This is a genomic window from Leclercia sp. W6 (assembly GCF_003336345.1).
Taxonomy (GTDB): Bacteria; Pseudomonadota; Gammaproteobacteria; order Enterobacterales; family Enterobacteriaceae; genus Enterobacter.
On sequence record NZ_CP031104.1, the window covers coordinates 224,510 to 247,049 of the forward strand.

Below are 22,540 nucleotides of genomic sequence, written 5' to 3' on the forward strand. Positions count from 1 at the left end.
TATTATGGCCCTGAGAAAAACATCACATTTTAAGGGTGCGCAATGGCCATTACTGTACTGAAAAAAGGATCTCTGGTGCTGGCAGCTTCAGTGTTGCTGGTCGCGCAGGCGCAGGCAACCGAGCTGCTGAACAGCTCCTATGATGTCTCGCGCGAGCTGTTTGCCGCCCTGAACCCGCCATTTGAACAGCAGTGGGCGAAAGAGAATAACGGCGATAAGCTGACCATTAAGCAGTCTCATGCCGGCTCGTCGAAACAGGCGCTGGCCATTCTGCAGGGGCTGAAGGCCGATGTGGTCACCTATAACCAGGTCACCGATGTGCAGATCCTGCACGATAAAGGCAAGCTGATCCCGGCCAACTGGCAGAGCCGTCTGCCAAACAACAGCTCGCCGTTCTACTCCACCATGGGCTTCCTGGTGCGTAAGGGCAACCCAAAGAACATCCACGACTGGAACGACCTCGTGCGTTCTGACGTGAAGCTGATCTTCCCGAACCCGAAAACTTCCGGCAACGCGCGTTATACCTACCTGGCCGCCTGGGGTGCCGCGGACAAAGCTGACGGCAACGATAAAGCCAAAACCGAACAGTTCATGACTCAGTTCCTGAAAAACGTTGAAGTGTTCGATACCGGCGGTCGCGGTGCCACCACCACCTTCGCGGAACGTGGTCTGGGCGATGTGCTGATCAGCTTTGAATCGGAAGTGAACAACATCCGTAAGCAGTACGAAGCTCAGGGCTTTGAAGTGGTTATCCCGAAAACCAACGTGCTGGCGGAGTTCCCGGTAGCGTGGGTGGATAAAAATATCGAAGCCAACGGCACGGAGAAGGCGGCGAAAGCCTATCTCAACTATCTCTACAGCCCACAGGCGCAGACGGTGATCACCGATTTCTACTATCGCGTGAATAACCCGGACGTGATGAACAAGCTGAAAGACAAATTCCCGCAGACCGAGCTGTTCCGCGTGGAAGATCACTTTGGCTCCTGGCCTGAGGTGATGAAAACCCATTTCGCCAGCGGCGGTGAGTTAGACAAACTGTTGGCGGCGGGGCGTAAGTAATGTTTGCAGTTTCCTCCAGACGTGTGCTGCCGGGCTTTACCTTAAGCCTCGGGACCAGCCTGCTGTTCGTCTGTCTGATTTTGTTGTTACCGCTCAGCGCGCTGGTGGTCCAGCTCTCTGAGATGAGCTGGTCCCAGTACTGGGAGGTGATCAGCAATCCGCAGGTGGTGGCGGCCTATAAAGTGACGCTGCTGTCGGCGTTTGTCGCCTCCCTGTTTAACGGCGTGTTCGGTCTGCTGATGGCGTGGATCTTAACCCGCTACCGTTTCCCGGGCCGCACGCTGCTGGATGCGCTGATGGATTTACCCTTCGCGCTGCCCACCGCGGTGGCGGGTCTGACTCTGGCCTCGCTGTTTTCCGTCAACGGTTTTTACGGCGAGTGGCTGGCGAAGTTTGATATCAAAGTGACCTATACCTGGCTCGGTATTGCGGTGGCGATGGCCTTTACCAGCATCCCGTTTGTAGTACGAACCGTGCAGCCGGTACTGGAAGAGTTAGGCCCGGAATATGAAGAGGCGGCAGAAACGCTGGGCGCAACGCGCTGGCAGAGCTTCCGCAAGGTGGTACTGCCTGAGCTCTCTCCGGCCCTGCTGGCAGGCGTGGCGCTGTCGTTCACCCGCAGCCTCGGTGAGTTTGGCGCGGTGATTTTTATCGCCGGTAACATCGCGTGGAAAACCGAAGTGACCTCGCTGATGATTTTTGTTCGCCTGCAGGAGTTTGATTACCCGGCGGCGAGCGCCATTGCCTCGGTGATCCTGGCGGCATCGCTGCTGCTGCTGTTCTCGATTAACACTCTGCAAAGTCGCTTTGGTCGACGCGTGGTAGGTCACTGATGGCGGAAATCACTCAATTGAAACGCTACGACGCGCCCCGTATTAACTGGGGAAAATGGGTGCTGATTGGCACCGGCGTGCTGGTATCGGCCTTCATTCTGGTCGTGCCGATGGTCTATATCTTTGTCCAGGCGTTCAGCAAAGGGATTATGCCCGCGCTGCAAAATCTGGCCGACCCGGACATGCTGCATGCCATCTGGCTGACGGTGATGATTGCGCTTATCACCGTGCCGGTAAACCTGGTGTTCGGCATTCTGCTGGCCTGGCTGGTCACCCGCTTTAATTTCCCGGGCCGCCAGCTGCTGCTGACCCTGCTGGACATTCCGTTTGCGGTCTCACCGGTGGTGGCCGGTCTGGTCTATCTGCTCTTCTACGGCTCCAACGGCCCGCTGGGCGGCTGGCTGGATGAGCATAACCTGCAGATCATGTTCGCCTGGCCGGGCATGGTGCTGGTCACGATATTTGTTACCTGTCCGTTTGTGGTACGTGAGCTGGTGCCGGTGATGTTAAGCCAGGGCAGCAACGAAGACGAAGCGGCGGTGCTGTTGGGCGCATCCGGCTGGCAGATGTTCCGCCGCGTCACCCTGCCGAATATCCGCTGGGCGCTGCTCTATGGCGTAGTGTTGACCAACGCCCGTGCGATTGGCGAATTCGGTGCGGTGTCGGTGGTATCCGGATCTATCCGCGGCGAAACGCTGTCGCTGCCGTTACAAATTGAATTGCTGGAGCAGGACTATAACACCGTCGGTTCCTTTACCGCCGCAGCCCTGCTGACGCTGATGGCTATTTTGACCCTGTTTTTAAAGAGTATGGTGCAGTGGCGTTTAGAGAATCAGGCCAAACGCCATCATCAGGAGGGAAATCATGAGCATTGAGATTGCCAATATTAAGAAGTCCTTTGGTCGCACCCAGGTGCTGAACGATATCTCGCTGGATATCCCTTCCGGACAAATGGTGGCGCTGCTGGGGCCGTCTGGCTCCGGGAAAACCACGCTGCTGCGTATTATCGCCGGTCTGGAGCATCAGACCAGTGGGCACATCCGCTTCCACGGCACCGACGTCAGCCGCCTGCATGCGCGCGACCGTAAGGTGGGCTTTGTGTTCCAGCATTACGCCCTGTTCCGCCACATGACGGTGTTCGATAACATCGCCTTTGGCCTGACGGTGCTGCCGCGCCGTGAACGTCCAAACGCCGCCACCATCAAAGCGAAAGTGACCAAACTGCTGGAGATGGTGCAGCTGGCGCACCTGGCTGACCGTTATCCGGCCCAGCTTTCCGGCGGCCAGAAACAGCGCGTGGCGCTGGCCCGCGCCCTGGCGGTGGAGCCGCAGATCCTGCTGCTGGATGAACCCTTCGGCGCGCTCGATGCCCAGGTGCGTAAAGAGTTGCGTCGCTGGCTGCGCCAACTGCATGAAGAGCTGAAATTCACCAGCGTCTTCGTCACCCACGATCAGGAAGAGGCGATGGAAGTAGCCGACCGGGTGGTGGTAATGAGCCAGGGGAATATCGAGCAGGTTGATGAGCCTGAGCAGCTCTGGCGTGAACCGGCGACCCGCTTCGTGCTGGAGTTTATGGGGGAAGTGAACCGACTGCATGGCAACATCCGCGGCGGCCAGTTCCACGTTGGCGCCCACCGCTGGCCGCTGGGTTATACCCCAGGCTATCAGGGGCCGGTCGATCTCTTCCTGCGTCCGTGGGAAGTGGATGTCAGCCGTCGCACCAGTCTCGACTCGCCGCTGCCAGTCCAGGTGCTGGAAGCCAGCCCAAAAGGTCACTACACCCAACTGGTGGTACAGCCGCTGGGCTGGTACAACGAACCGTTAACGGTGGTGATGCGCGACGAGGAGCCGCCGCACCGTGGTGAACGCCTGTTTGTCGGCCTGCAACATGCGCGTATTTACCACGACAAGGATCGTATCGAGACGCGCGGAAATCTTGCTCTGGCGGAATCTGCCTGATAGGTTAACGCCACGTAGTTTTGCCGGGTGGCGCTGCGCTTACCCGGTCTACGATATGCTTTGTGTAGGCCCGGTAAGCGTCAGCGCCACCGGGCTTTTTATTGGACAGCGGTCATGAACACATTAGAACAAACCATCGGCAATACCCCTCTGATCAAGCTGCAACGGATGGGGCCGGATAACGGCAGCGAAATCTGGATCAAACTGGAAGGCAACAACCCGGCGGGTTCGGTGAAGGATCGTGCCGCGCTGTCGATGATTGTCCAGGCGGAAAAGCGCGGTGAAATCAAACCCGGCGATGTGCTGATCGAGGCGACCAGCGGGAACACCGGCATTGCGCTGGCGATGATCGCCGCCCTCAAGGGCTATCGCATGAAGCTGCTGATGCCGGACAACATGAGCCAGGAGCGCCGTGCCGCGATGCGGGCTTACGGTGCCGAGCTGATTCTTGTGACCAAAGAGCAGGGGATGGAAGGGGCGCGCGATCTGGCCCTTGAGATGGCTGAGCGCGGTGAAGGTAAGCTGCTGGATCAATTCAACAACCCCGATAACCCCTATGCCCATTACACCACCACCGGCCCGGAGATCTGGCAGCAGACCGAAGGCCGCATCACCCATTTTGTCTCCAGCATGGGAACCACGGGCACCATCACCGGCGTCTCTCGTTTTCTGCGTGAGCAGGAAAAAGCGGTCACCATTGTTGGCCTGCAACCGGAAGAGGGGAGCAGCATCCCGGGTATTCGCCGCTGGCCTGCGGAGTACATGCCGGGCATTTTTAATGCTCAGCTTGTGGACCAGGTGCTGGATATTCACCAGCGCGAGGCGGAAAATACCATGCGTGAACTGGCCGTGCGCGAAGGCGTTTTTTGCGGCGTCAGTTCAGGTGGCGCGGTAGCAGGTGCCCTGCGCATTGCACAGGCGGTGCCGGGCGCGGTAGTGGTGGCGATCATCTGCGATCGCGGCGATCGCTATCTCTCTACCGGCGTGTTTGGTGAGGAGAGCTATACGCAGGGGGCAGGGATCTAAAAGCGATGGAGATGATTTTATTCCGGGATAAAACCCGGGCGCAGCAGAGCGATATTGTGGCTGTGCAGTCGCAGGTGGTGTATGGCAGCGTGGGCAACAGCATTGCGGTGCCCAATATTCGACAGCATCGCCTCAACGTGACGGCGATACCGACCGTGCTGTTCAGTAATACCCCTCACTACGACACCTTTTACGGTGGGGTGATCCCCGACGAGTGGTTCAGCGGCTACCTGCAAGCGTTGGACGAGCGGGACATTTTGCGGGAGCTGAAAGCGGTTACCACCGGCTACATGGGCAGCGCCAGCCAGATTATCCTGCTGGCGAACTGGCTGCGCACGATTAAGGCGCAGCATCCGGATATCTTTATTCTGGTGGACCCGGTCATTGGCGACACCGACAGCGGAACCTACGTTAAACCCGACATTCCGGAGGCCTATCGTCAGCATCTGCTGCCGCTGGCGCAGGGGATTACGCCCAATGTTTACGAGCTGGAAGTGCTCAGTGGCAAAACGTGTCGGGATAACGCCAGCGCCATTGCGGCGGCAAAAGGGCTCCTTTCCGATACGCTGCAGTGGGTGGCGATTACCAGCGCCCCGGTGGCCGGTGACGCTGACGCTATTCATGTGGTGTTGGTATCCCATGACGAGGTGACAATCAGCACCCATCCCCGTGTCAACGTCGATCTTAAAGGTACTGGCGATCTGTTTTGTTCAGAGCTTGTCAGCGCGCTGGTGCAGAATGAGAGTGTGGCGGCGGCGATAAATCGGGCAGGGGAGAGGGTGACGCAGGTCATGCAGTACACTCAGGAAAAAGGGTACGACGAACTGGTTTTACCCCTCTGACAAACAAAAATGGCGCCCGAAGGCGCCATTTTTCTGTGCGGTCAAAAATTACTTTTTGATGCGGATAACCGGGGTTTCACCCACGGTGACGCTGCCGGACAGTTTAATCAGCTCTTTGATTTCGTCCATGTTGGAGATAACAACCGGCGTCAGGGTAGACTTGGCTTTCTCTTCCAGCAGTGGCAGATCGAATTCAATCACCGGATCGCCAACTTTAACGCGCTGGCCTTCTTCAGCGATACGCTTGAAGCCTTCGCCTTTCAGTTCAACAGTGTCGATACCGAAGTGAACGAACAGCTCAATACCGCTATCGGATTCGATAGAGAATGCATGGTTGGTTTCAAAAATCTTACCAATCGTGCCGTCAACCGGTGCAACCATTTTGTTACCGGTTGGTTTGATAGCAATGCCATCACCAACGATTTTCTCAGCAAATACGACATCTGGCACGTCTTCGATGTTGACGATCTCACCAGACAGCGGAGCAACAATCTCAATAGTTCCGGTGTCGTTATTGCCTTTGTCACCGAATAGTTTACTAAATAAACCCATTAGACTTCTCTCCTAAGCAGTAATTTGGGCCGCATCTCGTGGATTAGCAGATTGTTTTTTCTTCAATGAACTTGTTAACCAGCGTCATTAACTCGTCCGTTGTCGGTTGAGCAAGAGCCTGCTCTGCTAACACCTTCGCATCTTCGAAGTTCGTGTTACGGATAATCTTCTTGATGCGCGGGATGGAAATGGCGCTCATAGAGAATTCGTCCAGACCCATACCCAGCAACAGAAGTGTAGCACGTTCATCGCCTGCAAGCTCACCACACATGCCTGTCCACTTACCTTCTGCATGAGAAGCATCAATAACTTGCTTGATCAAGTTCAGTACGGACGGTGACATTGGTTGGTAAAGATGTGAAATCATATCATTACCACGGTCAACTGCCAGGGTGTACTGGGTTAAATCGTTGGTACCAATACTAAAGAAGTCCACTTCTTTGGCTAAATGACGGGCAATCGTCGCGGCAGCTGGGGTTTCTACCATCACGCCAACTTCGATTGCTTCGTCGAATGCTTTACCTTCGTCGCGCAGTTCCTGTTTGAAGATTTCGATCTCTTTCTTCAGTGAACGCACCTCTTCAACAGAGATGATCATCGGGAACATGATGCGCAGTTTACCGAAAGCGGAGGCGCGCAGGATAGCGCGGACCTGGTCGCGCAGGATCTCTTTGCGATCCATGGCGATACGCACGGCACGCCAGCCCAGGAACGGGTTCTCTTCTTTCGGGAAGTTCATGTACGGCAGCTCTTTGTCGCCGCCGATGTCCATGGTACGGACGATAACGGCCTGAGAGCCACAGGCTTCTGCAACCGCTTTATAGGCAGCAAACTGCTCTTCTTCGGTTGGCAGGGCGTCACGGTCCATGAACAGGAATTCAGTACGATAGAGACCGACACCTTCCGCGCCGTTGCGCTCAGCGCCATCGACGTCGCGTACGGTACCGATGTTTGCGCACACTTCTACCTGATGACCATCCAGCGTAATAGCAGGCAGATCTTTCAGCTTAGCGAGTTCCGCTTTTTCAGTCGCAACCTGCTCCTGAACGGTACGCAGTTTTTCGATCTCTTCGTTAGTTGGGTTGACGTAAACCACGTTGTTTACGGCATCCAGAATCAGATAATCGTCGTTTTTCACCTGTGCGGTCACGCTACCGGTACCCACGATGGCTGGCAGCTCCAGAGAACGCGCCATGATAGAGGTGTGGGAGGTACGGCCACCCGCGTCGGTGATGAAACCCAGCACCTTGTTCAGGTTCAGCTGTGCGGTTTCTGACGGGGTCAGGTCGGCAGCAACCAGGATGACTTCATCCTGAATCGCGCTCAGATCGATAATGGCAAGGCCAAGGATGTTGCGCAGCAGGCGCTTACCGATATCACGCACGTCAGCCGCGCGTTCTTTCAGATATTCATCATCCAGCTCTTCCAGGGCAGATGCCTGACCTTCGATAACTTCATGCGCAGCGGCATCCGCTGTCATGCCTTTATCTTTAATCAGGGCTATGATTTCCTGCTCAAGCTCCTCATCTTCGAGCAACATGATGTGCCCTTCGAAGATGGCTTCTTTTTCTTCACCGAAAGTTTCGCCAGCTTTAGTTTTGATCGCTTCCAGTTGCGCAGATGCTTTTGCACGGCCACTCAGAAAACGTTCAACTTCCTGATTTACCTTATCAGCAGAAATTTTTTTCCGGTCGATGACGATCTCGTCTTCTTTCAACAGAAGTGCTTTGCCGAAAGCGATACCCGGGGATGCTAAAATGCCTGAAATCATAACCCTACCTTACTTGTGACTGATATTTAAAAGAACCCGGATACTTACTCGAGCTCAGCCATCAGTTTTACCAGATGCTCAACTGCTTTCTGCTCGTCTTCGCCTTCCGCGGAGATGGTCACAACGGTGCCCTGAGTCAGACCCAGAGTCTGCAGTTTGAACAGGCTTTTTGCGCTTGCGCTTTTGCCGTTGGAAGTCACAGTGATCTCAGAAGTGAAGCCTTTTGCTTCTTTAACAAACTGAGCAGCAGGGCGGGTGTGCAGACCGTTCGGAGCGGTAATGGTAACTTCTTGCTGGAACATTGTATTTCCCCAACTTATTGGTTTAGTGTTGTGGAACTAAAGTCTAGCCTGGCGGCAGGACTTTAGCCTGTATTGTTAGCACCGGCTTAACGGCACGAGGCACAAATGTGTCAAACGTATTCCGGCACTGGCATGTCAGGCTGCTGACGTCTCGCTCGACATTAAACATTATGCCGCGAAAGCAAGACTTGAACCAAATCATAAAATCGATTCAGCAGCGCGAATTCCTGGATCGATTAATTTCGTGCTTCAAAATAATTGTCAGCTTAAATACCAGAGCCAACGGGGTTGAGCAATGCCGGAAGAGATAAAAGTTTGAAGCAGGCCACAAAAAAGCACCCGAATGGGTGCTTTTTTACGCGATATTTACATTCTGGCACTACTGTTGCAGTTCTTTCTCGGTGAAGAGATCGGCAAACAGGGCAGTACTTAAATAACGCTCACCCGACGATGGAAGAATAACCACGATATTCTTATTGGTAAAGGTTTCATCCTCAAGTAATTTTAGCGCGGCGGCTACAGCAGCACCGGAGGAGATACCCGCCAGAATACCCTCTTCTTCCATCAGGCGGCGCGCGGTAGAAATGGCTTCATCGTTAGTAATAGCCACAACTTTATCAATCAGTTTCAGATCCAGGTTGCCTGGAATAAAGCCCGCGCCGATACCCTGAATTTTATGCGGGCCCGGCTTCAGCTCTTCTCCGGCCAGCGCCTGGGCAATGACTGGAGAGTCGGTTGGCTCAACGGCAACGGTAATAAGATCTTTTTTACCTTTTGTGCCTTTAATATAACGGCTCACGCCTGTCAGCGTACCGCCGGTACCGACACCAGAGATAAAGACATCAACCTGACCGTCGGTATCTTCCCAGATTTCCGGACCGGTGGTCTTCTCGTGGATTTCCGGGTTAGCCGGGTTGCTGAACTGCTGCAGCAGCAGATATTTAGCCGGATCGCTGGCCACAATTTCTTCTGCTTTCTGAATAGCGCCTTTCATGCCTTTTGCGCCTTCGGTTAAGACCAGATTTGCGCCCAGGGCCTTCAGCAGTTTACGACGTTCGATACTCATGGTTTCTGGCATAGTCAGCGTCAGCTTATAACCGCGCGCGGCGGCAACGTAGGCCAGCGCGATACCGGTGTTACCGCTGGTCGGCTCAACGAGCTCAACGCCCGGTTTCAGCACGCCACGCTTTTCCGCATCCCAAATCATGTTGGCACCGATACGGCATTTTACGCTGAAGCTTGGGTTACGAGATTCTACCTTCGCCAGGATGCGTCCATTACCGATACGGTTCAGTCGAACCAGGGGCGTGTGACCGATAGTCAGCGAGTTATCTTCAAAAATCTTACTCATGGCCTGTCCTTAACTGTTTGAAATTGGGATACCGTCCCAGCATACCTGTTGCATAGGTAGGGGGAAGTAAGGAAATCGCATATCTATATGCTGCATAGAAATAATGGGGATCAGTATGGAATAAGGGGCGGCATAAGCCACCCCTCTTTTTAACTTATTTCCACAAAGCGTGTTTGTCGCGATAACAATCCACCCACATCGCCGTGGCCCCGCACACCGCCACCGGCATGATGAAAAGGTTAAGGAACGGGATCATAGTGAACAGGCTGGTCAACGCACCAAACTGCATATTGGCAACTTTGCGGCTGCGCAGAGCGGTGCGCATCTCTTTGAAAGGCACTTTATGGTTATCAAAAGGATAGTCGCAATACTGGATGGCCAGCATCCACGCGCTGAACAGGAACCAGAGCACTGGCGCTACGGTCTGGCCGATACCGGGAATAAAATAGAGGAGCAGCAGCACGATGGCGCGGGGCAGATACCATGCCAGCTTTTGCCATTCGCGTTTCATAATCCGCGGCAGATCTTTCATAATCCCCAGCACGCCGGTGTCCGGCGGCGTGGCGCCCGTCAGCCGCGCTTCCAGCTGTTCGGCGAGCAGACCGTTAAAGGGGGCAGCGATCCAGTTGGCGAGCGTCGAGAAAAAGTAGCCAAACACCAGCAGAACCGAAACGATCGCAATCGGCCACAGCAGATAGCTCAGCCATTGCAGCCAGTCGGGAACATGGCTCATGAGCGCCGGGATCCAGGTGTCCAGACGGGTAAACAGCCACCAGAAGGCGCCCCCCATCAGCAGAACGTTGATCAGCAGAGGCAGGATCACAAAGCGTCTGATGCCGGGCAGGGAAACCAGTTTCCAGCCCTGCGAAAAGTACCAGACGCCGCTGCGTGAAGGGGAAGATGTCGATGAAACCATAACCAGGTTGAGCTCCTTTTATCACAACCAGTGAAATTGCCTGCCTATATTAGCCAGTTGCGGCACGTTGACCAGTTCGGAAATGTTCGAAAAAACAGCAAAAAGCACGATTTAACTCATCTTTATGCTGCGAATGCTCTGCACGCACTTGCACTTGACGTAATCGGCAAATACTCTTAGTGAGTAAATGTTTGCCGTGGTGGCAAGGTGTTAGAACAACAGAGAATATAATGATGCAGGATTTGCGTCTGATATTAATCATTGTTGGCGCGATCGCCATAATCGCTTTACTGGTCCATGGGTTCTGGACCAGCCGTAAAGAGCGCTCTTCTATGTTTCGCGATCGCCCACTGAAGCGCATGAAGTCTACCCGTGACGACGATAGCGATGAGGATATCGACGACATGGAAGACGAGGGTGTAGGTGAAGTACGCGTTCATCGGGCCAATAGTGTGCCCGGCGCAGGCCATGGGGAGCATGAAGCGCCTCGTCAGCCTCCGCAGCATCAGTACCAGCCGCCTTACGCCTCTGCACAGCCACGTCCCGCTGCGCCGCAGCCCGTGGCCGAACCGGTACGCCAGCCGCAGCCGCAGCAGCATGAACCTGTGCGACAGCAGCCCGTGCCGCAGCAGCATGAACCTGTGCGACAGCAGCCCGTGCCGCAGCAGCATGAACCTGTGCGTCAGCAGCCGGTGCCGCAGCCGCAATATGCCGCTCAGCCTGAACCACAGCCGCAGCCACAACCTGTCGTACAGCAGGCGCCACAGCCTGTTGCACCAGCGCCGCAACCCGCCCCTGCGCCAGCACCGGTTTCAGAGCCGGAGCCGGTTGTCGAGGCCGCGCCAGTGGCTGAAAAACCACAGCGTAAAGAGACGGTGATTGTGATGAGCGTTGCGGCTCACCAGGGCACCACCCTGAATGGCGACGTGCTGCTTAACAGCATTCATCAGGCGGGCTTTAAATTTGGCGATATGAATATCTTCCATCGCCACCTCAGCCCTGACGGCAGCGGTCCTTCGCTGTTCAGCTTGGCGAATATGGTTAATCCGGGAACCTTTGATCCTGAGATGACCGGTGATTTCACGACGCCGGGCATTACGATCTTTATGCAGGTGCCCTCGTATGGCGATGAACTGCAAAACTTTAAGCTGATGCTGCAGTCCGCTCAGCATATTGCCGATGAAGTCGGCGGTATGGTGCTCGACGATCAGCGTCGAATGATGACGCCGCAGAAACTGCGCGAATATCAGGACCGCATCCGCGAAGTGAAAGAAGCTAACGCGTAAACTTTCGCGTTTGTTTCACACCTCCTCAACCCCCGCCTGTCGGGGGTTTTTCTCATTAATGGTGCGACATGGACTCAATCGAACAACAACTCACCGAACTGCGAACCACGCTTCGCCACCATGAATATCTCTATCATGTGATGGATGCGCCGGAAGTGCCGGACGCGGAGTATGACCGTCTGATGCGTGAGCTGCGCGAGCTTGAAGCGCAGCACCCCGAATTAATCACGCCGGACTCGCCAACCCAGCGCGTCGGGGCGGCACCGCTGGCCTTTTTCAGCCAGGTCCGTCATGAAGTGCCGATGCTGTCGCTGGATAACGTCTTTGATGAAGAGAGCTTCCTCGCCTTCAACAAACGCGTCCAGGATCGCCTGAAGCATACCGATGCCCTGAGCTGGTGCTGCGAGCTGAAGCTGGATGGGCTGGCCGTCAGCATTCTGTACGAAAATGGCGTGATGATCCGCGCGGCCACCCGCGGCGATGGCACCACTGGCGAGGACATTACCGCCAATGTGCGTACCATCCGCGCCATTCCGCTCAAATTACATGGCGAGAACATTCCGGCACGTCTCGAAGTGCGCGGCGAAGTTTTCCTGCCCCAGGCGGGATTTGAAAAAATTAACGAAGAGGCGCGTCGTACCGGCGGCAAAATCTTCGCTAACCCCCGCAATGCCGCCGCCGGATCGCTGCGCCAGCTTGACCCGCGTATTACCGCGAAGCGCCCGCTAACGTTCTTCTGCTATGGCGTCGGCATCCTGGAAGGGGGCGAGCTGCCTGATACCCATCTGGGCCGTTTGCTGCAGTTTAAAGCCTGGGGGCTGCCGGTCAGTAACCGGGTGCAGCTGTGCGACTCGCCGGAGGCCGTGCTGGCGTTTTATCGTCAGGTTGAAGCCGATCGTCCGACGCTGGGCTTCGATATCGACGGGGTGGTGATCAAAGTCAACTCCCTCGCACTGCAGGAGCAGCTTGGCTTTGTCGCCCGTGCGCCGCGCTGGGCGGTAGCCTTTAAGTTCCCGGCGCAGGAACAGATGACCTTTGTGCGTGACGTAGAGTTCCAGGTGGGGCGAACCGGGGCGATAACGCCTGTCGCGCGTCTGGAGCCGGTTCAGGTGGCCGGGGTACTGGTCAGCAATGCAACCCTGCACAACGCCGATGAGATCGATCGGCTTGGGCTGCGTATTGGCGATAAGGTGGTGATCCGCCGTGCCGGGGACGTGATCCCGCAGGTGGTGAACGTGGTGGAATCAGAGCGTCCTGACGATACGCGCCCCGTTGAGTTCCCGACCCACTGTCCGGTGTGCGGCTCAGATGTTGAGCGCGTCGAAGGGGAGGCCGTAGCCCGCTGTACCGGCGGTTTGGTCTGCGGCGCCCAGCGCAAAGAGTCCCTGAAACATTTCGTCTCCCGCCGGGCAATGGATGTAGACGGTATGGGCGATAAGATCATCGACCAGCTGGTGGAAAAAGAGTATGTCCATACGCCAGCCGATCTGTTCCGCCTGACGCCCGGTAAGCTGACCGGGCTGGATCGCATGGGGCCTAAATCTGCCCAGAACGTGGCCGATGCGCTGGAAAAGGCCAAAGAGACCACCTTTGCCCGTTTCCTCTACGCACTGGGTATCCGCGAAGTAGGCGAAGCGACGGCGGCAGGGCTGGCGGCATATTTCGGTACGCTGGAGGCGCTCGAAAAGGCGACGATCGACGAACTGCAAAAGGTGCCGGACGTTGGCATCGTGGTTGCTACCCACGTCTTTAACTTCTTCTCGGAAGAGAGCAACCGCGACGTTATCGGTCAGTTGCTTAATGAAGGGATCCGCTGGTCTGCGCCGGTGGCGATCAACGCCGACGAGATCGATAGCCCCTTTGCCGGCAAAACCGTGGTGCTGACCGGTAGCCTGAGCCAGCTTTCACGCGATGATGCTAAAGCGCGTCTGACGGCGCTGGGGGCGAAAGTGGCTGGCAGCGTGTCGAAGAAAACCGACCTGGTGATTGCCGGTGAAGCGGCGGGCTCTAAACTTGCCAAAGCGCAGGAGCTGGGCATTACGGTCATCGACGAAGACGAAATGCTGCGTCTGTTGGGAGAGTAACGTGGATAAAGCGCAGCTTATTGAGATAGCCAATACCGAAATGCCGTTCGGCAAGTACAAAGGCCGTCGGCTGATTGACTTGCCGGAAGAGTATTTGCTGTGGTTTGCCCGTAAGGATGAATTTCCTGCCGGGCATCTGGGTGAGCTGATGGCCTTAACGTTGCTGATTAAAACCGAAGGGCTGACCCAGCTGGTTCAGCCCCTGAGACGTCCTTAAACTTTTGCCGCGCGGGCCTGCTCCCGCGCCTGCAACTCATCGGTCTGGCGACGGTAGCGACGCGCCAGCACCGCGCAAATCATCAGCTGCAGCTGGTGGAAGATCATCAGCGGCAGCACCATTATCCCAACCACCGAGGCTGGAAACAGAATGTTGGCCATCGGGATGCCGTTAGCCAGACTCTTTTTCGAGCCACAGAAGACAATGGTGATTTCGTCAGCTTTGTTAAACCCGAAGCGGCGCGCGGCAAAGATGTTGATGGCAATGATAATCGCCAGTAGCACCAGGCTGACCACCACGATAAACAGCAGCGATCCGACCCCAACCTTATGCCAGATGCCATGCACCACGGCTTCGCTGAACGCGGAGTAGACCACCAGCAAAATCGATGACTGATCGGTTTTGGCGATCCACTTTTTATGTTTCGCCACAAATGCCCCGGTCCACGGGCGGGAAAGATGCCCCAGCACAAACGGCAGCAGCAGTTGCAGCATGATTTTGCCCACCTGCTCCAGACTGCCCTCTGCGCCGTGCATGTCCATCACCAGCCCCACCAGAAGCGGCGAAAGGAAAATCCCCAACAGGCTTGAGGCGGAGGCTGAACAGACCGCAGCCGCCACGTTACCGCCGGCCATGGAGGTAAAGGCGATGGCCGACTGCACCGTAGCTGGCAAAATGCAGAGATAGAGGAAGCCGGTATAAAGTGCCGGGTCGACGTCGACTGGCGCCCACCAGGCAAACAGCACGCCCAGCACAGGGAAAACGACAAAGGTGCTGCACATTACCCACAGGTGCAGTCGCCAGTGACTGCCGCCCGCGATAATTGCCTCACGGGAGAGTTTTGCCCCATGCATAAAGAACAGCAGCGCGATGGCGGCAGTGGTTAAACCTTCAAAGAAAGGGACAAAGCCGCCGCGAGCCGGGAAGAAGGAGGCGAGCAGAACCACGACGATAAGAATAAGGGTGAACGGATCGAGAATGCGCAAAAGTTTCATAAACACTCCTGAAAACAGATAACGCTATTGTGCTTAACTCCGTTTGAGAAATAAAATTGATTTATTGCATCAATTTATGAGTAAAACAGATGAATTACTCTCTGCGGCAACTTCGTATATTTGTCACCGTCGCGCAGGCGAAAAGTTTCAGCCGCGCGGGAACGATGATCGGCCTGAGCCAGTCCGCGGTGAGCCATAGCGTGAAAGAGCTGGAGTTACAGACCGGCGTGCGGCTTATCGATCGCACTACCCGTGAGGTGGTGTTGACAGAGGCGGGTCAACAGCTGGCCGCGCGTCTGGAAAGACTGCTGGATGAACTTACCAGTACGCTACGGGATGCAGGCAGAGTAGGGCAACAGCTCTCCGGAACAGTAAGGGTCGCCGCCAGCCAGACCATTTCGGCGCATTTGATTCCACACTGTATCGCGCAAAGTAATCATCAGTACCCGGATATCAATTTTGTGCTCCATGACCGGCCGCAGCAGTGGGTTCTGGAGAGCATCCGCCTGGGGGAAGTCGATTTCGGTATCGTTATCGATCCGGGGCCGGTTAGCGATCTGGAGTGTGAAGAGGTGCTCTCTGAGCCTTTCTTATTGCTTTGCCGTGACGACGATCCCCTTGCTGCTCTGGAGGAGGTGACGTGGCAGTCGCTTCAGGGGACCAAACTGGTGTTACAGGATTACGCCTCTGGCAGTCGGCCACTGATTGATGCGGCTCTGGCAGAGCAGCAGGTCAGGGCGACGATTGTGCAGGAGATTGGTCATCCCGCCACGCTCTTTCCAATGGTCGAAGCCGGGATTGGGATTAGCGTGCTGCCAGCGCTGGCGCTCCCGTTGCCGCAGGGGAGTCGGCTGACGGTAAAACGTTTCACGCCAATCATCGAGCGGAAGCTGATGCTGGTTCGTCGAAAGAATCGCTCGCTTTCGGGTGCTGCTCAGGCGCTGTGGGAAGTGGTACGCATGCAGGCGAAGCGGCTGACGCAGGCCCGCATACGTGATCCGCTTTTTAGCCCAGAAAACCGTTAAACGTAGATATCAATCTGGTGTTCAGCGGAAAGGGAGTTAACGCCTTCCACTTTACCCTGCTGTTTATCCTGCTTCTGCTGAGCTTCTTCCGCCTGGCGACGCTGTAACTGCTGGAGCTGGGCCTGCAACATTTCGATTTGGTTCTGCAGCAGCTCCTGCTGCTTTTTTTTCTCTTCCGTCGAGCCGCTGCCGTTGGCAACATCTTTCAGCTGTTTGGTGAGTTTGGTGATTTGCGAGGTCAGGCGGCTGATCTGTGACGCAATGTCGCTGCCACCGGCGTTGCTGCTGCCGCTGCTTTGGGTTTGTACAGATGGGGTGGATGTTTGAATCGTTGTCATGACGATAGTCTCTTGCCTAAAAAAGAGATATCGGCAGAAAATTGAAGGGCTTGAGAAGCGCTACCTGAAGTAGTAGGAATCGCAGATAGCAAAAAGGCGCCTTTAGGGCGCCTTTTTACATTGGTGGGTCGTGTAGGATGACTCGCTTCGCTCGCCCTTCGGGCCGTCGCCGTACGGCTCCGGTGCCTCACTGCGTTCGGCTCGAACCTGCTGCAGGTTCGAATCGTCCATATCGCAGATAGCAAAAAGGCGCCTTTAGGGCGCCTTTTTACATTGGTGGGTCGTGCAGGATTCGAACCTGCGACCAATTGATTAAAAGTCAACTGCTCTACCAACTGAGCTAACGACCCGAAGTGGTGGGTGATGACGGGATCGAACCGCCGACCCCCTCCTTGTAAGGGAGGTGCTCTCCCAGCTGAGCTAATCACCCACTTCGGTACTTCATTTACTACGGCAAGAAATCCAGCTGGCGAGAAAGTGGTGGGTGATGACGGGATCGAACCGCCGACCCCCTCCTTGTAAGGGAGGTGCTCTCCCAGCTGAGCTAATCACCCACTTCTCAATTTCTTGCTACACGGCGGAGACTACATAAAGTAGTTGGTGGGTGATGACGGGTTCGAACCGCCGACCCCCTCCTTGTAAGGGAGGTGCTCTCCCAGCTGAGCTAATCACCCCCGCTGTGTGGAGTCGCATTATAGGGAGAGTTGAAAATGAGTCAACGCCTTTTCTAAAGATTTTGTTCGTTCGTCGTAAAATTAAACAAAACGATCGCAAAACCGCCTGTGATGCATGATTTCTAAACAAAAACGGCTACAGAGAGCGATCTGACAGTAACAAGATTGAGGAATCAGGCTGGAGTGATAGAATATTGCCCACTTTAGTTTCCAGGATATGCCGGTTGTCGGCATCTTTATCACTGTAAGGCCACTTCATGAAAATCAAAACTCGCTTCGCGCCAAGCCCGACAGGCTACCTGCACGTCGGCGGTGCGCGTACTGCTCTCTATTCCTGGCTGTTTGCTCGCAACCAGGGCGGTGAGTTTGTGCTGCGTATCGAAGACACCGATCTCGAACGCTCCACGCCGGAAGCAATCGAAGCCATTATGGATGGTATGAACTGGCTCAATCTGGAGTGGGACGAAGGCCCTTATTTCCAGACTAAACGTTTTGATCGCTACAACGCCGTCATTGATGACATGCTTGAAGCGGGCACTGCATATAAGTGCTACTGCTCGAAAGAGCGCCTGGAAGCGCTGCGTGAAGAGCAGATGGCCAATAACGAAAAGCCTCGTTACGACGGTCGCTGCCGCCACGATCATTCACATCATGCGGCGGATGAACCGTGCGTAGTGCGTTTCGCTAACCCGCAGGAAGGTTCAGTCATTTTTGACGATCAGATCCGCGGCCCGATCGAATTCAGCAACCAGGAGCTGGACGATCTGATTATCCGCCGTACCGACGGTTCACCAACCTATAACTTCTGCGTCGTGGTGGATGACTGGGATATGGCGATCACCCACGTGGTGCGTGGCGAAGACCATATCAACAACACCCCACGTCAGATCAACATCCTTAAAGCGCTGAATGCGCCGGTACCGGTTTACGCCCACGTTTCTATGATCAACGGTGACGACGGTAAAAAACTGTCTAAACGCCACGGCGCAGTCAGCGTCATGCAGTATCGTGACGACGGCTACCTGCCGCAAGCGCTGCTGAACTACCTGGTGCGTCTGGGCTGGTCCCATGGCGATCAGGAGATCTTTAGCCGCGAAGAGATGATCCAGCTCTTCACCCTGAGCGCGGTAGGTAAGTCTGCCAGTGCGTTCAATACCGATAAATTACTGTGGCTGAACCATCACTACATCAATACCCTGCCACCAGAGTATGTTGCGACCCAGCTGCAGTGGCATATTGAGCAGGCAAATATTGATACCCGCAACGGTCCACAGCTTGCCGACCTGATCAAACTGCTGGGTGAACGTTGTAAGACCCTGAAAGAGATCGCGGAAAACTGCCGTTACTTCTATGAGGAGTATGACGAGTTCGATGCCGACGCGGCGAAGAAACACCTGCGTCCGGTTGCACGTCAGCCGCTGGAAGTGGTTCGCGACAAGCTGGCCGCCATTACCGACTGGAGCGCTGAGAATGTGCATCATGCCATTCAGGCGACAGCGGATGAGCTGGAAGTCGGTATGGGTAAAGTGGGTATGCCGCTGCGCGTAGCCGTTACCGGTGCCGGTCAGTCTCCTGCTCTGGACGTTACGGTGCACGCGATTGGCAAAACCCGTAGCGTGGCGCGGATCAACAGAGCGCTGGACTTTATTGCTGAGCGCGAAAATCAGCAGTAATCAGAACGAAAAAAACGGCAGGTCTCCCTGCCGTTTTTTATTCCTCTGGCTGATGAATGTTCAGCCGCACGAGAAAACCCTGTATCCCTTCCCGGGTAAGCAACGTTTCCAGCCGCTTTTGTTCCGCTGAAGTCATATTCTCCAGCGCATTGATGATCCCAGGTAGCACGGCAGCGGGTTTAGCCTCACCGTAGCTTGCCCCGTTCTCTGCCAACTGGTAGAGCGCCTGTCGTTTACGAATGGCAGGGATGTTCATGATGTGCTCGTGCACCTGCGCATCAATATAGATCAGGCGTGCTCGACCGCCTTTTACCCCATTAATGCCTTCCGTTTTCCAGCCATTATTGCGCACCCAGCGGTTGATGGTTTGCCTGGCGACCCCCAGCGTCTCGGCAAGCTCCTCGGTGGTCATTTTACTACGTAATCTTTTCATATCAGTTCTGATCGCGGATCCCTAAACGTTGCAACAAACCGGCAATCCCTTCCCGGAGTAATAAAGAGGTGAGTTGTTTCTGCTCTGATGGTGTCATTTCGTTGGCCAGCGTAATTAACAAGGCCTGTAGCGAGTTATCGGGGTGCATGTCCGGCGATACGGCCATATCCGGGACTCTACGTGCGTTGCGAATAAACTCCCGAACTTTCTCATTCACATGGACCAGACGCGCTTTGCCGCCCTGAACGCCGGGTTTTGGCGATGTGGACCAACCCTCTTTCCGTACCCACTTATTGATGGTCTGTCGGCTATAGCCAGTGAGTCGGGCTAACTCTTCTGGCGTCATTCGTTCCTTGATCATGCAATTTCCTGAGTAAGAGTGTGGTTAATTAGTGGTTCATTTTATAACATCGTTTTACTGGAAAACGTGACAAGATTAACTCATGGCTGCGAGCGCTCTCGCAATGTGATTCATTTGCATGAATTTTCAGCGATTGAACCACAGTGTGAGAATTTGCCGTTGACACTCAGCAATGGAATTCATATGATGCCGCCCGTCAACACGACACGCTTTACGCGATGGGGCTATAGCTCAGCTGGGAGAGCGCTTGCATGGCATGCAAGAGGTCAGCGGTTCGATCCCGCTTAGCTCCACCAAACTCTGAACCCAACAGAGTCTGGTGCGTAAAGAATACTGTGGGGCTATAGCTCAGCTGGGAGAGCGCTTGCATGGCATGCAAGAGGTCAGCGGTTCGATCCCGCTTAGCTCCACCAAAATTTAAACCCTCGCCAGACGGCGGGGGTTTTTTTATGCCTGCAATACAGCGTTTTATCTCCCTTGTTGTTCTGTAAATAAATCTTATTTGAGATTATTCCTGAACAGGAAATGCTATTTCCTGAGCCCTAACTTGAATCACCTGCATAAAGAAATTATTATTATTGTGAATTTAATAACGCCAGGTAAATTGTTTAATAAAATTAATGAATATTAAATTTAATATTAACATAAAGAGCTTCTTGCTCGCGCTGGTGTTATGCCTGATTGTCATTCCTTTTTCTCGCCTTATTTCCCCGAAATCGGTCATCGATGGTTTTGAGGTTTATCTGGCATGGATGCCGCTGAGCGTCATGCTGGCGATGATATTTTTATTTGGTCGTCAGGCTATTCTTCCGATCGTTCTCAGCTTTGCCATCATTAACGCATGGAATTTAGATTTAACGCCAGGGCAGGATGCTATCTTATTATTTTGTCAGGTATTTAGTGCACTAGTGGTCTGCGGAATACTGCGATGGCAACTCGGATCGCGCTGGCGTTACCAGGTGCCCAGCCGCTTTATTGGCGCACGTATTTTCTGGCTGGGATTTATCCTTCCGCTATCAATAAAAATCTCGATGTATCTGGCTGGTTATTTATGTGATTTTCCGGTTACCCTTGCGAACTTCACTGACCGGGGTTCGGTAATCTATCATATAGTGGATATTCAGAGCCTGATTTGTGCCGTTCTGATTTTTACCATGCTGTTCTATTATCCTTTAAGAATGATTATTAATCCGAATTATGCCCATGCTTTTTGGCGACGGAATATTCCTGATTCGTTTTCATTTCGCAACCAAATATTCACATCCTCATTACTTCTCGGCCTTGTTGCTTTCCTTTTACTGCTCTGTGTTCCTTTTCCCTCCGATATTATTGCGGGTTACCTGGTGCCGGTTGTCTTCATTTTATTCACCTTAGGCGTCAGTCGCTTTCGCTATCACTTTATCGCCCTGGGCGCTGAGCGCCTTGCTGCTGCTGACCTATAACAGCAATTTTTTGCAGGGTGTGCAGAACGGCTACTCTCTGGCGTTTGTGCTGTCGGTGCTCATCTCCTTCGCTATTTGTCTGGCTTATATGTCCCGCATTTATCAGCGCAGTGAGTGGCTCAAACGTGACTGGCGGGAGAGGGCACTGGTCGATCCGTTAACCGGGCTACGTAACCTGCGCGCGCTGGAATGCTTTCTGAAGGACAACAGGGATGTCACCCTGTGCTGTTTGCGCATGGACAACATGGAGTTTCTGAGCCGTCATTACGGCCTGATGATGCGTGTGCAGTGCAAACGGACCATTATTCGCCAGTTACAGCCATTGCTGATGGCCAATGAGCAGGTTTTCCAGATCCCGGGTAATGAGCTGGTGGTGGTGCTCAGCGGCCCGGAAACCGGAGCGCGCCTGCAACACATCATTGATCACCTGAACAGCCGCAAAATTTACTGGAACAATATCGGCCTGGATATTGAGTTTGGCGGCGCCTGGGGCGGCGTGGAGTCTAGCGGTGGCGAGAGCCTGTACCACACGCTGGGCCAGCTGAGCTGGCTGGCGGAAAAGGCCTGCTCGGCGAATCAGGTTCTGTCGTTGAACAACAGCCTTGAGACAGTTTCGGGACAGACGACAGAGCGTGTGCTGATGCTGAGCCGCATTAAACGGGCGCTGGATGAGGGGGGACTGCGTCTGTATGCACAACCCATCCAGAGAGCCGATGGCATGGGGTATCACGAAATTCTCTCGCGCCTGGAGAGTGAGGGTGAAATCCTTACGCCCGACAGGTTTCTGCCGCTGGTAGCGCAATTTAACCTGAGCCGACGCTTCGATATCAGCGTGGTTGAAGCGCTGCTGGTATGGTTGCAGAATCACCCTTCACAGGAGTGTTGCGCGCGTTTCTCGGTGAATCTGATGCCGCTGACGCTGATGCAAAAAGAGGTTGCGTCAGAGATCATTGCACTGTTTGAGCGCTACAGCGTGAAGCCGCAAACGGTCATTATTGAGGTGACCGAAGAGCAGGCGTTCTCCAATTCGGAAGTGAGTATCGCTAACATTCAGCAGCTGCGTCAGTACGGGTTTAAAATTGCTATCGACGACTTTGGTACCGGGTACGCCAATTACGAGCGGCTCAAGCGGCTGCAGGCGGATGTCATCAAGATCGACGGCTGCTTTGTGAAGGATGTTTGCAGCGACAGCATGGATGCGATGATTGTGAAATCCATCTGCAATCTGGCGAAGACCCGATCGCTGTGTGTGGTGGCGGAGTTTGTCGAAACGGAAGAGCAGCGGGAAAAGTTGCTCGCCTCGGGAGTGGATTATCTGCAGGGGTATCTGGTCGGCAAACCGCAACCGCTCACTGAATGACAAATGACAGACGAAAAAAAACCGGGGCGTTATCCCCGGTT

General features: G+C 54.6%; 20 protein-coding genes, 6 tRNA genes, 1 other RNA gene and 1 pseudogene. 14 read left to right on the forward strand and 14 right to left on the reverse strand.

The features are described from left to right. The first annotated feature begins 42 nt into the window (after positions 1 to 42). From DVA43_RS01145 to pdxK, 6 genes are all read left to right on the forward strand, one after another. Complete coding sequence (locus DVA43_RS01145; RefSeq protein WP_103824673.1) at positions 43 to 1,059, forward strand: sulfate ABC transporter substrate-binding protein; 1,017 nt, start codon at positions 43 to 45, stop codon at positions 1,057 to 1,059. Next, positions 1,059 to 1,892: a sulfate/thiosulfate ABC transporter permease CysT gene (gene cysT, locus DVA43_RS01150; protein WP_103180651.1), complete on the forward strand. Its 834-nt coding sequence runs from the start codon at positions 1,059 to 1,061 to the stop codon at positions 1,890 to 1,892. Before DVA43_RS01145 ends, cysT begins: the two co-directional genes overlap by 1 nt. Beyond that, on the forward strand, positions 1,892 to 2,767 hold the full coding sequence (gene cysW / locus DVA43_RS01155) for a sulfate/thiosulfate ABC transporter permease CysW (protein WP_114314316.1): 876 nt from the start codon (positions 1,892 to 1,894) through the stop codon (positions 2,765 to 2,767). Before cysT ends, cysW begins: the two co-directional genes overlap by 1 nt. Then, positions 2,757 to 3,851, forward strand: coding sequence for a sulfate/thiosulfate ABC transporter ATP-binding protein CysA (cysA, locus tag DVA43_RS01160; RefSeq protein ID WP_114314317.1), 1,095 nt, complete (start codon positions 2,757 to 2,759; stop codon positions 3,849 to 3,851). Before cysW ends, cysA begins: the two co-directional genes overlap by 11 nt. A gap of 114 nt (positions 3,852 to 3,965) precedes the next feature. Continuing rightward, entirely contained in the window at positions 3,966 to 4,877 is a 912-nt protein-coding gene (cysM, locus tag DVA43_RS01165; RefSeq protein WP_114314318.1) for a cysteine synthase CysM, read from the forward strand. A gap of 5 nt (positions 4,878 to 4,882) precedes the next feature. Next, positions 4,883 to 5,719, forward strand: coding sequence for a pyridoxine/pyridoxal/pyridoxamine kinase (pdxK, locus tag DVA43_RS01170; RefSeq protein WP_103824677.1), 837 nt, complete (start codon positions 4,883 to 4,885; stop codon positions 5,717 to 5,719). A 48-nt stretch (positions 5,720 to 5,767) separates the two neighbouring features. Here pdxK and crr read toward each other — a convergent pair whose 3' ends face one another. The 5 genes from crr to cysZ all read right to left on the reverse strand — a co-directional run bounded on the left by crr (position 5,768) and on the right by cysZ (position 10,611). Beyond that, the gene (crr, locus tag DVA43_RS01175) at positions 5,768 to 6,271 is read right to left on the reverse strand and encodes a PTS glucose transporter subunit IIA (protein WP_039029658.1); all 504 of its coding nucleotides are present in this window, start codon (positions 6,269 to 6,271) and stop codon (positions 5,768 to 5,770) included. 43 nt (positions 6,272 to 6,314) lie between these two features. Further along, positions 6,315 to 8,042, reverse strand: a complete 1,728-nt coding sequence (ptsI, locus tag DVA43_RS01180) for a phosphoenolpyruvate-protein phosphotransferase PtsI (protein WP_103824678.1) — start codon at positions 8,040 to 8,042, stop codon at positions 6,315 to 6,317. A gap of 44 nt (positions 8,043 to 8,086) precedes the next feature. Beyond that, a complete protein-coding gene (gene ptsH, locus DVA43_RS01185) occupies positions 8,087 to 8,344 on the reverse strand; it encodes a phosphocarrier protein Hpr (protein ID WP_000487600.1) in 258 nt (85 codons plus the stop codon). Positions 8,345 to 8,723: 379 nt separating this feature from the next. Next, a complete protein-coding gene (cysK, locus tag DVA43_RS01195; RefSeq protein ID WP_039029656.1) occupies positions 8,724 to 9,695 on the reverse strand; it encodes a cysteine synthase A in 972 nt (323 codons plus the stop codon). Positions 9,696 to 9,849: 154 nt separating this feature from the next. After that, on the reverse strand, positions 9,850 to 10,611 hold the full coding sequence (cysZ, locus tag DVA43_RS01200; protein WP_103824679.1) for a sulfate transporter CysZ: 762 nt from the start codon (positions 10,609 to 10,611) through the stop codon (positions 9,850 to 9,852). A gap of 230 nt (positions 10,612 to 10,841) precedes the next feature. On the opposite strand from cysZ, the gene zipA reads away from it, so the two are divergent. The 3 genes from zipA (at position 10,842) to DVA43_RS01215 (ending at position 14,198) form a co-directional block, all read left to right on the forward strand. Then, positions 10,842 to 11,897 carry a cell division protein ZipA gene (zipA, locus tag DVA43_RS01205; RefSeq protein ID WP_114314319.1) on the forward strand — a complete coding sequence of 352 codons (1,056 nt, stop codon included), beginning with the start codon at positions 10,842 to 10,844 and terminating at the stop codon, positions 11,895 to 11,897. Between the two features lie 68 nt (positions 11,898 to 11,965). After that, complete coding sequence (gene ligA, locus DVA43_RS01210; protein WP_114314320.1) at positions 11,966 to 13,981, forward strand: NAD-dependent DNA ligase LigA; 2,016 nt, start codon at positions 11,966 to 11,968, stop codon at positions 13,979 to 13,981. Position 13,982: 1 nt separating this feature from the next. Further along, entirely contained in the window at positions 13,983 to 14,198 is a 216-nt protein-coding gene (locus DVA43_RS01215; RefSeq protein WP_103180635.1) for a DUF3820 family protein, read from the forward strand. On the opposite strand, the gene DVA43_RS01220 is transcribed toward DVA43_RS01215, so the two are convergent. Beyond that, on the reverse strand, positions 14,195 to 15,193 hold the full coding sequence (locus DVA43_RS01220; protein WP_114314321.1) for a bile acid:sodium symporter family protein: 999 nt from the start codon (positions 15,191 to 15,193) through the stop codon (positions 14,195 to 14,197). The genes DVA43_RS01215 and DVA43_RS01220 overlap by 4 nt on opposite strands. Before the next feature lie 89 nt (positions 15,194 to 15,282). Here DVA43_RS01220 and DVA43_RS01225 point away from each other — a divergent pair, with 89 nt between their 5' ends. Next, on the forward strand, positions 15,283 to 16,218 hold the full coding sequence (locus DVA43_RS01225; RefSeq protein WP_114314322.1) for a LysR family transcriptional regulator: 936 nt from the start codon (positions 15,283 to 15,285) through the stop codon (positions 16,216 to 16,218). Here the strand turns inward: DVA43_RS01225 and DVA43_RS01230 are convergent. From DVA43_RS01230 to DVA43_RS01255, 6 genes are all read right to left on the reverse strand, one after another. After that, positions 16,215 to 16,556: a FlxA-like family protein gene (locus DVA43_RS01230; protein ID WP_114314323.1), complete on the reverse strand. Its 342-nt coding sequence runs from the start codon at positions 16,554 to 16,556 to the stop codon at positions 16,215 to 16,217. The genes DVA43_RS01225 and DVA43_RS01230 overlap by 4 nt on opposite strands. Before the next feature lie 121 nt (positions 16,557 to 16,677). After that, positions 16,678 to 16,801: non-coding RNA, RtT sRNA (locus DVA43_RS01235), on the reverse strand. Positions 16,802 to 16,830: 29 nt separating this feature from the next. Beyond that, positions 16,831 to 16,906, reverse strand: a tRNA-Lys gene (locus tag DVA43_RS01240). A 4-nt stretch (positions 16,907 to 16,910) separates the two neighbouring features. Next, a tRNA-Val gene (locus tag DVA43_RS01245) sits at positions 16,911 to 16,986 on the reverse strand. Between the two features lie 48 nt (positions 16,987 to 17,034). Then, positions 17,035 to 17,110, reverse strand: a tRNA-Val gene (locus DVA43_RS01250). A gap of 44 nt (positions 17,111 to 17,154) precedes the next feature. Then, a tRNA-Val gene (locus DVA43_RS01255) sits at positions 17,155 to 17,230 on the reverse strand. Positions 17,231 to 17,487: 257 nt separating this feature from the next. Between DVA43_RS01255 and gltX the strand changes: the two genes are divergently transcribed. Next, positions 17,488 to 18,903 carry a glutamate--tRNA ligase gene (gltX, locus tag DVA43_RS01260; RefSeq protein ID WP_114314324.1) on the forward strand — a complete coding sequence of 472 codons (1,416 nt, stop codon included), beginning with the start codon at positions 17,488 to 17,490 and terminating at the stop codon, positions 18,901 to 18,903. A gap of 37 nt (positions 18,904 to 18,940) precedes the next feature. Here gltX and DVA43_RS01265 read toward each other — a convergent pair whose 3' ends face one another. After that, positions 18,941 to 19,336, reverse strand: a complete 396-nt coding sequence (locus DVA43_RS01265; RefSeq protein ID WP_114314325.1) for a YfeC-like transcriptional regulator — start codon at positions 19,334 to 19,336, stop codon at positions 18,941 to 18,943. A gap of 1 nt (position 19,337) precedes the next feature. Further along, entirely contained in the window at positions 19,338 to 19,697 is a 360-nt protein-coding gene (locus DVA43_RS01270; RefSeq protein WP_114314326.1) for a YfeC-like transcriptional regulator, read from the reverse strand. A 220-nt stretch (positions 19,698 to 19,917) separates the two neighbouring features. Between DVA43_RS01270 and DVA43_RS01275 the strand changes: the two genes are divergently transcribed. The 3 genes and pseudogenes from DVA43_RS01275 (at position 19,918) to DVA43_RS01285 (ending at position 22,499) form a co-directional block, all read left to right on the forward strand. Next, positions 19,918 to 19,993 (forward strand) — tRNA-Ala (locus tag DVA43_RS01275). A 41-nt stretch (positions 19,994 to 20,034) separates the two neighbouring features. Next, positions 20,035 to 20,110, forward strand: a tRNA-Ala gene (locus DVA43_RS01280). 207 nt (positions 20,111 to 20,317) lie between these two features. Then, positions 20,318 to 22,499, forward strand: a pseudogene (locus DVA43_RS01285) (EAL domain-containing protein). The last annotated feature ends 41 nt before the right edge of the window (positions 22,500 to 22,540 follow it).

Bases quoted from the DNA above. Each gene is read 5' to 3' on its own strand.
- zipA (WP_114314319.1), top strand. From the start codon at position 10,842: ATGATGCAGGATTTGCGTCTGATATTAATCATTGTTGGCGCGATCGCC.
- cysZ (WP_103824679.1), bottom strand. From the start codon at position 10,611: ATGGTTTCATCGACATCTTCCCCTTCACGCAGCGGCGTCTGGTACTTT.
- pdxK (WP_103824677.1), top strand. From the start codon at position 4,883: ATGGAGATGATTTTATTCCGGGATAAAACCCGGGCGCAGCAGAGCGAT.
- DVA43_RS01265 (WP_114314325.1), bottom strand. From the start codon at position 19,336: ATGAAAAGATTACGTAGTAAAATGACCACCGAGGAGCTTGCCGAGACG.
- ligA (WP_114314320.1), top strand. From the start codon at position 11,966: ATGGACTCAATCGAACAACAACTCACCGAACTGCGAACCACGCTTCGC.
- crr (WP_039029658.1), bottom strand. From the start codon at position 6,271: ATGGGTTTATTTAGTAAACTATTCGGTGACAAAGGCAATAACGACACC.
- DVA43_RS01270 (WP_114314326.1), bottom strand. From the start codon at position 19,697: ATGATCAAGGAACGAATGACGCCAGAAGAGTTAGCCCGACTCACTGGC.
- cysM (WP_114314318.1), top strand. From the start codon at position 3,966: ATGAACACATTAGAACAAACCATCGGCAATACCCCTCTGATCAAGCTG.
- cysK (WP_039029656.1), bottom strand. From the start codon at position 9,695: ATGAGTAAGATTTTTGAAGATAACTCGCTGACTATCGGTCACACGCCC.
- DVA43_RS01225 (WP_114314322.1), top strand. From the start codon at position 15,283: ATGAATTACTCTCTGCGGCAACTTCGTATATTTGTCACCGTCGCGCAG.
- DVA43_RS01145 (WP_103824673.1), top strand. From the start codon at position 43: ATGGCCATTACTGTACTGAAAAAAGGATCTCTGGTGCTGGCAGCTTCA.
- ptsH (WP_000487600.1), bottom strand. From the start codon at position 8,344: ATGTTCCAGCAAGAAGTTACCATTACCGCTCCGAACGGTCTGCACACC.
- cysT (WP_103180651.1), top strand. From the start codon at position 1,059: ATGTTTGCAGTTTCCTCCAGACGTGTGCTGCCGGGCTTTACCTTAAGC.
- gltX (WP_114314324.1), top strand. From the start codon at position 17,488: ATGAAAATCAAAACTCGCTTCGCGCCAAGCCCGACAGGCTACCTGCAC.
- cysA (WP_114314317.1), top strand. From the start codon at position 2,757: ATGAGCATTGAGATTGCCAATATTAAGAAGTCCTTTGGTCGCACCCAG.
- ptsI (WP_103824678.1), bottom strand. From the start codon at position 8,042: ATGATTTCAGGCATTTTAGCATCCCCGGGTATCGCTTTCGGCAAAGCA.
- cysW (WP_114314316.1), top strand. From the start codon at position 1,892: ATGGCGGAAATCACTCAATTGAAACGCTACGACGCGCCCCGTATTAAC.
- DVA43_RS01220 (WP_114314321.1), bottom strand. From the start codon at position 15,193: ATGAAACTTTTGCGCATTCTCGATCCGTTCACCCTTATTCTTATCGTC.
- DVA43_RS01230 (WP_114314323.1), bottom strand. From the start codon at position 16,556: ATGACAACGATTCAAACATCCACCCCATCTGTACAAACCCAAAGCAGC.